We start from the raw sequence: 9,431 nt of genomic DNA on the forward strand, positions 1-9,431 counted from the left end.
CAAAACAAATTTTAAGGAAATTTTATGAAGCAAAGAATCATCACGGCAGGAATTTTACTCGCCGTATTTTTAGCTCTAATTCTAATAAACGCCAGGTGGCTAAATTTCGCCGTATTTGCGCTGATACTTGTATTTGCGTTTTACGAAAGCCTGAAGCTTTGGATGCTGGAGGATGAGGGCAAGAAGTGGCTGGCACTCGCGCTTGCATTTTTCGCGCTGCTGCCGTTTACGCAGACCGATGAGCCCTTCGTCTCGGCGCTCAAAGTTAGCATCCTAGCGATCCTATGCGTCGCTTCGATCGTGGCCTTTACCAAGGGCCCTAGCCTAAAGATCGCGCTTCCTTTCATCTACCCCATTACGCCGATCTTTTTGATGTGGGCAGTTTATGATGATTTGGGGGTCTTTCACTTCGTTTGGCTGATTTTTATCGTCGTTGCAAGCGACAGCGGCGCGTATTTTATCGGCAGAGCTTTCGGTAAAACTCCGCTAAGCGCTAGCTCGCCGAATAAAACCGTAGAGGGCGTACTGGGCGGTCTTGCGCTTGCGCTCATAGTAAGCTTCCTTTATGCGCGTATCTTTACCAATCTGCCGTCGCTTGAAATTTTAAGCAAAACCATCGTGATTGTCATCTTTAGCGTGCTGGGCGATCTTTTTGAAAGCTATCTAAAGCGCGCGGCGGGTCTTAAAGATAGCGGCGCGCTCTTTCCTGGACACGGCGGGATCTTAGACCGCATCGACGGCTATATGTTCGGCGCGATCGCGATGGCGATAGTCTATTCATGGTAGTTTTAGGCTCTACGGGCTCTATCGGCACAAACACTCTAGACGTAGCCGCGCGCAGCGGCAGTATGATCGAAGCACTTAGCTGCGGGCGTAATATTAAGCTTCTGAACGAACAGATCGCAAAATTTCACCCAAAGCTCGTCTGTATCGCGGATGCGCAGCAGAAAAGCGAAGTAGATCACGAGCGCGTATTTTGCGGCGCGGATGGAATTTTGCAGATGCTTGCGGAGTGCAAAAGCACGACCGTGGTAAACGCTCTCGTAGGCTTTGCGGGCATGATGCCCAGCCTAAAAACCCAAGAGCTCGGCAAAAGGCTCTGTCTAGCCAACAAAGAAAGCCTGGTCGTCGGCGGGAAATTTCTGCAAATGGATAAAATTTACCCGATCGACAGCGAGCATTTTGGACTGAAATTTTTGCTTAGCAATGCCAAAATCCCCGTTTCGCGCCTAATCATCACGGCTAGCGGCGGCGCGTTTTACGACGTGCCGCTAACGCAGCTCGGTTCGCTTACTCCGCAAAACGCCCTCAAGCACCCCAACTGGAAGATGGGCGCGAAGATCACGATCGACAGCGCCACGATGGCGAATAAGCTCTTTGAGGTGATCGAGGCGTTTTGGCTCTACGGCATGCGCGAGATCGATGCACTTATCGAGCGCACCTCGCAGATCCACGCGCTGGTCGAATTCGCAGACGGCTCTACGACGGCGCATATTAGCAGAGCCGATATGCGCCTAGCCATCGCGCACGCGATGTTTAGTGGCGACGTACGGGAGCAGATCACTGCACCCGTGGATCTGTGCGCCCTGCGACCGATAGAATTTAAACCGATCGACGAGATGAAATTTCAAATTTTTACCCTCAAAGACGCGCTGTTAGCAAACCCCGATCTCGGCGTCGTCATCAATGCCGCAAACGAAGCGGGCGTAAATGCGTTTTTGCAGCAGCAGTGCCGCTTCACCGACATTGCGCGCGTGGTGCTAAAGTGCGCGGAGAAATTTAACTCGCCTAGCGTAACGGACGCGGAAGCGCTTGTAGCGGTGGATGCGAGCGTGCGAGCGTATGCAAACGAACTGCTGAAATAAGTTTTTTTAATCACGGAATTTATGCTGCAATTTGAGCTTGGCGGCAAATTTCACTGCGCGCGGCTCGCGCAAGGAGCCGTAAAATTTGCGACATCCAAGCGGCATATGCCGTATCGGGCGCAGATTTACGCTGTGCCGCAAGGTTGCGCCATTAAATTTAATAATTAGAGGTTGGGCGTGGATATTAAAACCGTAATAGATTTAGAAAAGCAGCGCAAACGGCTTAAGAAAAGTCGCAAGTTTTGGAAAATTTTAAGTTATCTCGTAGCGTTCGTGGTTTTCGGCCCGATGCTTGCGCTCGCATTGATAATCATCTTTCTCGATTTTCCCAAACTCGATCTCGGCGTAGAAAGTTTATCCTTTTTAGTCGCGTCTATTTTAGCAATAATCAGTACGAGAGATGAATTTTACGAGTGGATTTTCGAGCGCAAAACCGAGCGATTTTTGATGCGCTACAAAGAGCTTTATCTCAAGCCTTATATCGAAAGTCTGGGCTTTTCGTATAAAATGGGCGCGCTTTTTCAGGAAAAAGAGGTGAGGCAGAGCGAGATATTTGACGGATTTGATAGATTTCGCGCGGATGATCTGGTTTGCGCGAACGTGGACGGCGTGGATTTTATGTTTTGCGACATAAGGCTGGAAAAGGACATCGGTGCGGGAATTCCATTTATTTTTAAAAATAATTACGCCACATTTTTCGAAGGACCCTTTTTCGTGGCAAATTTTAATAAAAAAATCTGCTCCGACGTTTTTGTTTTCTCGGACGCGGCGGCGCCCGCAGGCATAGATTTACCGCCTTCAGGGCTGCCGCGCAAGCTATGGGGCGACCGCAAAATCCCGATAGATAATGCGGATTTCAATGCAAATTTCTCGGTTTACGCAAGCGATACGGTGGCGGCTATGTATGTCCTGACGCCCGCGCTGATGGAGAAAATTTTATCTCTTAAACAGCTCGTGAAATCGGATATCTCGCTGAGTTTCAAGCAAAATAAAATTTATATCGCGATAGCTCGCGGCGCCGATAGTTTCGAGCCGAGCTTGGATCAGCCGATACTCAATGCCCGCATCGCAAAGGATATCAAGGCGGATCTGGACGCGATGCTGCAAATCGTAAAAATTCTAAAGTTGAATGAAAAAATTTGGATGTCTTAGCCAGGCACAAGGCAGAGAGGGCAAGCGAGCAAAATAAGACAGGGCAAGGCAAGGCGAGTAGATGAAACGAGGCGGGGTGAAGCAAAGCGACTAGATAAAACAAAGCGGGGCAGAATAGGCTGGGGCAAAACACGCGAGTGCTGCGCGAGCGCGATAAAATTTCACGCGGAGCTTTGGCATGATGGTGAAATTTCGCGTAGAATTTCGACGGCGTTTTACGTCGCGGCGAAATCTTGTATAGAATTTCGGCGGAATTTTACGAAAAATTAAAATTTGCTTGCTATTGAGAGATTTTTTTGATATACTGCCATTTCTTTTTGGCCCCGTAACTCAGTTGGTAGAGTGTCACCTTGACATGGTGGAAGTCGTTGGTTCGAGTCCAATCGGGACCACCATTTAAGCTATTTTTAAGTTTCAATCGGGACTTAAGTTGTTCAAATTTTAATCACTTCATTTTCGCGCGCACCATCTGTCTTAAATTTAGTTATTCCGACCCCCTTCATTTTTATTTTAGATATAATTTTTCCCGAAATACTATGAGATCGATTGGTCGATGGATGAGGTAAATTTTATTCGGTAACCGATTAAATTTAGAAAGGAGTATCGGCGCTATATGGGACAGTATGTTATAAAAACATTAGATTACTGCACAGAAAAGGGGCTGCGGCTACAATGGGAAAAGGACTTCGCGATCTCCGTTAATGCTCCAGGAAACGAAGTTACTATAAGGGCGAATAAAAGCGGACTTATATCTCTTGCCAGGCATTTGCTTACTTTAGCGCAAGATTCCGTGCCGAAACATTCGCATATACATCTGGATGAGTATAATTCGCTTGAGAATGGCTCGGCGGAACTTATATTGGAGAAAATATGAACACAAACAGCATCAATGTAGATGGAAAAGAGCTATTATACCCCGCAATCAAAGGGGATGGGATTATATTTGACGGCGCTCGATGAATAACGGTATAGTGCGCAAAAAGGAGAATAAATCAGTGCTACCGAATAAAATTTATATAAAAGACGATCCTCTAACTATCGATGACGAACTTATGGGGCATGAGTATCATAAATTAGATATTAAAATTCTAGAGAACAAAAAGCTTGTGGTATTGGGTTTTACTACGAATTTGGCTATGTATTATTTCGCAAAAAACATTTTAACATCATCGTATAATGAAAGGGTCTCATACCTAGAGTTTTTCCCTTATGAATATTGGGTGGGAGGAGCGCGATTTGCAAAAAATAGCGCTCAACTATGTATAGATATAAAGGAATTTATTAAAATAGACGAAGTGGAGTGCTGCATAGCGGACGATATGGACAGGTATAAATTTAAATTGGATTTTAAAACATTCTACCAAAGCGTTACATTTTATTTCCCTAGTACGAAGGACTACATAAATTTCGCTAAATACCTGCTAAGCATGAGTATCTACAATAGAAAAAATAGGGTAAAATTTTATAGCGAAGATTATACGTTGATTTTGCAATATTGCAGGTTTGTTATATGAGGAATTTAAAACGATCAAGAATAGAAATTTATCTCCATAAAGCCCAAATTTAAGTTAAGGATTGGACGGTATGGCGCAAAACACGATGAATGAAGCAGATCGTAACGAAAAGGAGCAGCAAAATGTCAGATAGAATCGGCTCCTGTTGTATCGGCATGATGGCAACTATCTCAAAAAAGCCATAGGAATAAAAAATGAGCACTAGGATAGGTTTAATACTTTTGGGCGCATTTTTTGTATTTGAAAGCATTCTTGGCTGCTTTAGCGGAAAGATGTATTTTAAATACGGGGGCTGGAGCGCAGTTGAACCGGTCTATATTATCAAGATTTTTATCATCGGCTTATTGTTTGTTTCTGCAGGAATTTTCATAAACAAAAAAATAGGTAGAGTGATTAATGCCTTGATAGGTTTAAGCCTTTTAATAATATCTATAGAAATTTTTACAACGCAAGATCCCGCAGGAATACAAAGTAAAATCGGATATCCTTTTCTTATCTCGGGATTTTTGGTTTTACTTATTAGTATCTCGTTTTTTTACCTCGCCTTCCATTCTGAGAAGAGCATAAAAAGATATCCGCAATATATGTGGTGTGCAGACTGCGGCAAATTTTACCGATACGAGGACATCAAAGATACCGATCAAATTTGCCCGGACTGCGGCAAAAAACTTACGGAGTATAATGACGGCGACTACCGGAAAAGAAACGCCTCTGAGCAAAGCGCTAAAACTCCGAAGATCAAAAAGCGTAAATTTAAAAAGCGATGAAATTCGATTTGTTATACGAGGAATATATAAAATGCTAAATAGAATTTTTGCATTAATCGGCTTTTTTGCTTTTTTCGCATGGGGGCTGACGGCCGCTTTATTGGGAAAAGTCGATATAAAGCCAGGCTTTATGGCATCGGTAAAATTTAATAGCGCGTATCTGCGTATCATCATAGGAATTGTATGCTTTGCAGCGTGCGCTTTCTTTGCGTATCTCGCATTTCGCCCCGAAAAAAGCGTAAAGTATTATCCTAAATTTATGCGCTGCAAAGGGTGTTTTAAATTTTATAATTTCTCGGACGTTAAAGATAGGAGCGTTTGCCCTAAGTGCGGAGGCGAGCTGCAAGATTATGCCGAGATAGAAAAGTGGAATCAAGCAGAAAAGAATAAAAAGCTTGAAAGATATTATAAATTTGAAAAAGAGTGGTTAAAGACGATAAAAAAGCAAGGAAGTGAGAAATAAAATGATAAATTACAAAAATATCGGTTCTATTTATGAGCTTAACTCTTTACCTAAAAGCAGCTCGGATATATATTTGCTTATCGGATCGCACTTTATGGATAAGATAGATATCTTTAGCAATATCGCAACGGATTTTCTTATAGGCGTCAAGTGGATATTCTTCTACGCAGAGAAAGCGTCGCAATTAGAAGATATCTTTGATAGTTTTATAGAGCGGCACGATTTATTGGATATCGTTACATTGTCATACGGAATCGATGAAAAAACAGAGCTTGTAAATCTATTTTTATCTAAGATAACTCCAACAACTATGGGCGTATCAATATTGGATGAGAAAAATGCTGCCGAAAACGAGCTACTGTGCGAAATTCTAAAAGCCATAAATAATAAAAATGGCGATAAAATTTAAAATGAGGTGAAATATGCAGCAAAATGAAGAATTGTATTATTTAATAGCTGGATTTCTATACGATTGGTGCGATATAGAGTTGTTTTGCGATGAATTTTATAAGATGTATGATTTGGAATCGCAATATTGCGCAACCAATAAAGCGGAAGAGCAGGCATTAAAAGAATTGGATATGATGACGGGTAGATTTTCTGAGTTTGATGAAGATTTTAAAAAGGCTCCTAACGTATTTTTTAAAGAAGGCGAGATAAGGCAAAAGGCAGAAGAAATTTTTCGATTATTTTCTAATATCAAAATTTCAAAAGAGGAATTTTTTAGATTTTTGAAAGAGCAGAGAGGGCTAGATTTTCCGATTGGCGTTGATTTAGGCGAAGGCTATGTAATGTGCCCGAATTGCTCCAATGCAATGAAAGTAGATGGGCGCCAAAGCGTGATTACATGCGATAATAAATATTGCATCGCTAAGTTTATCAATACTTTAGCGAAATTAACGCTTGCAAAGATCGAGAGTGCGAAATACAATAGCCAAGAAGCCGATTAAAAGGCTCAAGCGGACAAATCTTTGCTAAACCATAGAAAGGAGCACAATGCTAAGCGGAAAGGAAATTTACGAGAATTTTTTGTTAAGATTTTCGGATAACGAACGCGATATTATGAAAAATTTGGCGAGAAATATATATGAACTAAATAAAAGAGAGTTTATCATTGAGTTTGATGAAAATAATATATACAAAGTCAGATTTTATGACGATTTTGAAGGATGCTGCGATCCAGGTCTCGAAGAAGGAGAAGAGGGATGGGATGAGCTATTTTTTGGATTTGAATTTGTAGTTTTAGAGGTTTTATCGACGCGAGCTACAAAATTTAAAAAAGGCGACTACATCGAAATCAACTACAAAAACTATCCCAAAATATTTGATATGGATAGGAATTTGATTTAGATATGATGATTTAATAGAATTATGGAGAAAATAGATGCTTATTTTAGTAGGGCAGGAATTCCGCGTAAAAAGTATAGCTCAAGATGTCATAAAAGAATGGGATAAATACGATTTGGGCTAGAACGATAGAATATTCAAATTAAATTAGGTAGTAAAAAACAAAAAATAGGATTTTAATATGATAGAAAATGAATTTGAATTTTTAATTGCCTCCGTGCCGGATAGAGAAAAAGTAGTAGCCGAGATTTGGCATATGGACAGAGAGCCTTTAATACAGATCAACCATGAAACAAATAAGCTTTTAGTCGCTGCTACCGAGACTCGGCATAATATCAATTTTTACGAGCTTATATGGGCGCTATATGCTGGGGGATTATGGCTAAAAGATGGAAATCAAACACCGAATTTTGCGGAGCAGTTTGAGAAATTTTCAAAAAGAAACGGAAGATGCTCGAAAAATATCTTTAAATTTACAAGATATGAGAATAAAGTGAGTATAGAACATAAAGGCAATCTAATAGCGCATGTCATAAAAGATGGCGACGCCCTATCGGTAGGTTTGTTAAATTTTGGATTTGAATTAAAAGACTGCGTAGAGCTCGAAAATTTCGTATGGGCTTTGCAAAATTCCAAAAAGCTGCTAGATGGCGCAGTTGTCTAAGTATCGCGGTAAAAACATATATGAGGGAAAACAAATGACCGATTATTTCGTAAGAAAAGAAAGCGCAATAAAATTAAATAAGCTTTTGGGGTTAGATTCGACAGGAGATGAGCAAGATTGGGAGCTAGAATTAGCAGACATCGGCAAAATTACGTCAATGATAAATCTACTAGAAAACAAGATATTAAATTTCCGCGACAAGATTGCTCTGTCGCATTTAATTGTCGCTTCGTTTGAGAAAGAGGATGAAGAGCTAGGCACGGTAGACGGGGATAGAATTAAAATATTTGCCGACTTTCTGGACGATAACTTGCAAATCAAAAATATCATACGAGAATACTGGGTAGTTGCGTATGGGAATTTGAGTAGAAATTTAGCCTATTTGATATTTGGGGATTAATAAAGGTATTAAATTTGTGAAATTATAAATATAAAATTAAGTATAAAGAAAGATGGCTAAAATTTTGTTGAGATCGTCGATATAGATAGAAATAAAGGATTAAATAATGCAGCCCAAAATTAGAAATTTATGCGTATCGCTGGAAAATAAAATTTTAAATTTACGTTCTCTTGATCCCGAGCACGTATGCTACTGTATAGCAACATGGTTTATGGAAAATAAAATTTTGTTTCTTATGAAAGAATACAACGGTTGCGGCTTGGACGAACTTTTAAAGTTAAATTTTAAAGATTATCCGACCGAGCTATCGATTTACGGCGACGGAAAAGCAAAGGATCTCTTTGGCGCAAAGATCATCAAATCGGACAAATACCGCTTGATCAACAAAATTAGAGTGCTGAAAGATCAAAAGAGCTTAAGACTGGTCTACGAGGAATTAAACTCGGTTATATTCGATAGCTTGTAGTTAGCGTAGATTTGGACTTGGCGTGCGAATGTCCGCAATGGTCGCCTAGCGATTATAGAGTTATGTTAAACGAAGCGACGGACGAAATCGTTTTTGCCTGCATAAATTGCGGTAAGAAATTTTATCCACATACTCTTACCGAGTGCCAAATAAATTGTAATCTTGCTATTCCTAAACGCGAATATTTTATCAATTAACTATTTCAATCATTTCTTTTTATAACCAATTTTGGTAGCCAAGAAAGAAGCGGGCGGCAAGGGCTCAAATTATTTAACCCAGTTTAATTTAACCCGCTCCGGCGCATTAAATTCCACGATCGATTTTAGCTAAGGCGCCCGGGCATTGCCAAGTCCGAGCGCCGTTAAATTTCAAATTTAAAACTGCCCGAAAAGGTCGTTCAGCGCCTCGCTGATGCTAGGATGCGTAAAAATTTGGTTTTTGAAAAAGTCCGCCTTCGCGCCCAGCGCCATGGCGATCGCCAGCTCATTAACGATCTCGTGCGCGTTTACGCAGTGAAGCGCCGCGCCTAAAATTTCGCCGCTAGCCGCGTCCACGACCGCCTTCATCATTCCCTCGTCGTGCGCTACGACCTTGGCGCCCGGCACCGCCGCCATCGAAAGCTTTAGCACCTTGATCTCGCGCCCACTCTCTCTTGCCTGCCTCTCGCTAAGGCCGATGTGAGCTAGCGGCGTGCGGGTAAACAGCACGCTTGCATGCGGTGCGCGGTTTTTCGTAGTGCGCGCGCCGTCTCCGAAAAGCGCGCTAAAAATGATCCTAAAATCATCTAGGCTCG

The 9,431-nt window shown here is 41.5% G+C and carries 13 protein-coding genes, 1 tRNA gene and 1 pseudogene; 14 read left to right on the forward strand and 1 reads right to left on the reverse strand.

Translation table 11 applies throughout. The features are described 5' to 3' along the window. Positions 1-24: 24 nt before the first annotated feature. From Q0393_RS07205 to Q0393_RS07270, 14 genes are all read left to right on the forward strand, one after another. Positions 25-786, forward strand: a complete 762-nt coding sequence (locus tag Q0393_RS07205) for a phosphatidate cytidylyltransferase (RefSeq protein WP_298979068.1) — start codon at positions 25-27, stop codon at positions 784-786. After that, positions 780-1,865: a 1-deoxy-D-xylulose-5-phosphate reductoisomerase gene (gene dxr, locus Q0393_RS07210; RefSeq protein ID WP_298979069.1), complete on the forward strand. Its 1,086-nt coding sequence runs from the start codon at positions 780-782 to the stop codon at positions 1,863-1,865. The genes Q0393_RS07205 and dxr overlap by 7 nt, the downstream gene beginning before the upstream one ends. 177 nt (positions 1,866-2,042) lie before the next feature. Continuing rightward, on the forward strand, positions 2,043-3,017 hold the full coding sequence (locus Q0393_RS07215; RefSeq protein ID WP_298979070.1) for a DUF3137 domain-containing protein: 975 nt from the start codon (positions 2,043-2,045) through the stop codon (positions 3,015-3,017). A gap of 319 nt (positions 3,018-3,336) precedes the next feature. Beyond that, positions 3,337-3,412: transfer RNA gene (locus Q0393_RS07220), tRNA-Val, on the forward strand. A gap of 218 nt (positions 3,413-3,630) precedes the next feature. After that, complete coding sequence (locus Q0393_RS07225) at positions 3,631-3,891, forward strand: hypothetical protein (RefSeq protein WP_298979071.1); 261 nt, start codon at positions 3,631-3,633, stop codon at positions 3,889-3,891. 82 nt (positions 3,892-3,973) lie between these two features. Further along, entirely contained in the window at positions 3,974-4,531 is a 558-nt protein-coding gene (locus Q0393_RS07230; RefSeq protein WP_298979072.1) for a hypothetical protein, read from the forward strand. A 194-nt stretch (positions 4,532-4,725) separates the two neighbouring features. After that, positions 4,726-5,298 carry a hypothetical protein gene (locus Q0393_RS07235; protein ID WP_298979073.1) on the forward strand — a complete coding sequence of 191 codons (573 nt, stop codon included), beginning with the start codon at positions 4,726-4,728 and terminating at the stop codon, positions 5,296-5,298. Between the two features lie 100 nt (positions 5,299-5,398). Further along, positions 5,399-5,761 (forward strand): hypothetical protein, encoded by a 363-nt coding sequence (locus tag Q0393_RS07240; RefSeq protein ID WP_298979075.1) that lies wholly within the window; start codon positions 5,399-5,401, stop codon positions 5,759-5,761. 1 nt (position 5,762) lies between these two features. Continuing rightward, complete coding sequence (locus Q0393_RS07245) at positions 5,763-6,170, forward strand: hypothetical protein (RefSeq protein ID WP_298979077.1); 408 nt, start codon at positions 5,763-5,765, stop codon at positions 6,168-6,170. Positions 6,171-6,183: 13 nt separating this feature from the next. Continuing rightward, entirely contained in the window at positions 6,184-6,711 is a 528-nt protein-coding gene (locus tag Q0393_RS07250; RefSeq protein ID WP_298979079.1) for a hypothetical protein, read from the forward strand. Between the two features lie 46 nt (positions 6,712-6,757). Next, a complete protein-coding gene (locus Q0393_RS07255) occupies positions 6,758-7,111 on the forward strand; it encodes a hypothetical protein (protein ID WP_298785875.1) in 354 nt (117 codons plus the stop codon). A gap of 178 nt (positions 7,112-7,289) precedes the next feature. Next, on the forward strand, positions 7,290-7,772 hold the full coding sequence (locus Q0393_RS07260) for a hypothetical protein (protein ID WP_298979081.1): 483 nt from the start codon (positions 7,290-7,292) through the stop codon (positions 7,770-7,772). 34 nt (positions 7,773-7,806) lie between these two features. Then, on the forward strand, positions 7,807-8,172 hold the full coding sequence (locus Q0393_RS07265; RefSeq protein ID WP_298979082.1) for a hypothetical protein: 366 nt from the start codon (positions 7,807-7,809) through the stop codon (positions 8,170-8,172). Between the two features lie 106 nt (positions 8,173-8,278). Beyond that, positions 8,279-8,638, forward strand: a complete 360-nt coding sequence (locus tag Q0393_RS07270; RefSeq protein WP_298979084.1) for a hypothetical protein — start codon at positions 8,279-8,281, stop codon at positions 8,636-8,638. A gap of 374 nt (positions 8,639-9,012) precedes the next feature. Here Q0393_RS07270 and Q0393_RS07275 read toward each other — a convergent pair. Beyond that, positions 9,013-9,431, reverse strand: a pseudogene (locus tag Q0393_RS07275) (NAD(P)/FAD-dependent oxidoreductase); the annotation flags it as partial.

This window comes from uncultured Campylobacter sp., from assembly GCF_938015785.1.
Lineage (GTDB): Bacteria > Campylobacterota > Campylobacteria > Campylobacterales > Campylobacteraceae > Campylobacter_B.

Coding starts and splice junctions, on each gene's coding strand:
- Q0393_RS07255 (WP_298785875.1), top strand. CDS start 6,758: ATGCTAAGCGGAAAGGAAATTTACGAGAATTTTTTGTTAAGATTTTCG.
- Q0393_RS07250 (WP_298979079.1), top strand. CDS start 6,184: ATGCAGCAAAATGAAGAATTGTATTATTTAATAGCTGGATTTCTATAC.
- Q0393_RS07230 (WP_298979072.1), top strand. CDS start 3,974: ATGAATAACGGTATAGTGCGCAAAAAGGAGAATAAATCAGTGCTACCG.
- Q0393_RS07205 (WP_298979068.1), top strand. CDS start 25: ATGAAGCAAAGAATCATCACGGCAGGAATTTTACTCGCCGTATTTTTA.
- Q0393_RS07225 (WP_298979071.1), top strand. CDS start 3,631: ATGGGACAGTATGTTATAAAAACATTAGATTACTGCACAGAAAAGGGG.
- Q0393_RS07265 (WP_298979082.1), top strand. CDS start 7,807: ATGACCGATTATTTCGTAAGAAAAGAAAGCGCAATAAAATTAAATAAG.
- dxr (WP_298979069.1), top strand. CDS start 780: ATGGTAGTTTTAGGCTCTACGGGCTCTATCGGCACAAACACTCTAGAC.
- Q0393_RS07270 (WP_298979084.1), top strand. CDS start 8,279: ATGCAGCCCAAAATTAGAAATTTATGCGTATCGCTGGAAAATAAAATT.
- Q0393_RS07245 (WP_298979077.1), top strand. CDS start 5,763: ATGATAAATTACAAAAATATCGGTTCTATTTATGAGCTTAACTCTTTA.
- Q0393_RS07260 (WP_298979081.1), top strand. CDS start 7,290: ATGATAGAAAATGAATTTGAATTTTTAATTGCCTCCGTGCCGGATAGA.
- Q0393_RS07235 (WP_298979073.1), top strand. CDS start 4,726: ATGAGCACTAGGATAGGTTTAATACTTTTGGGCGCATTTTTTGTATTT.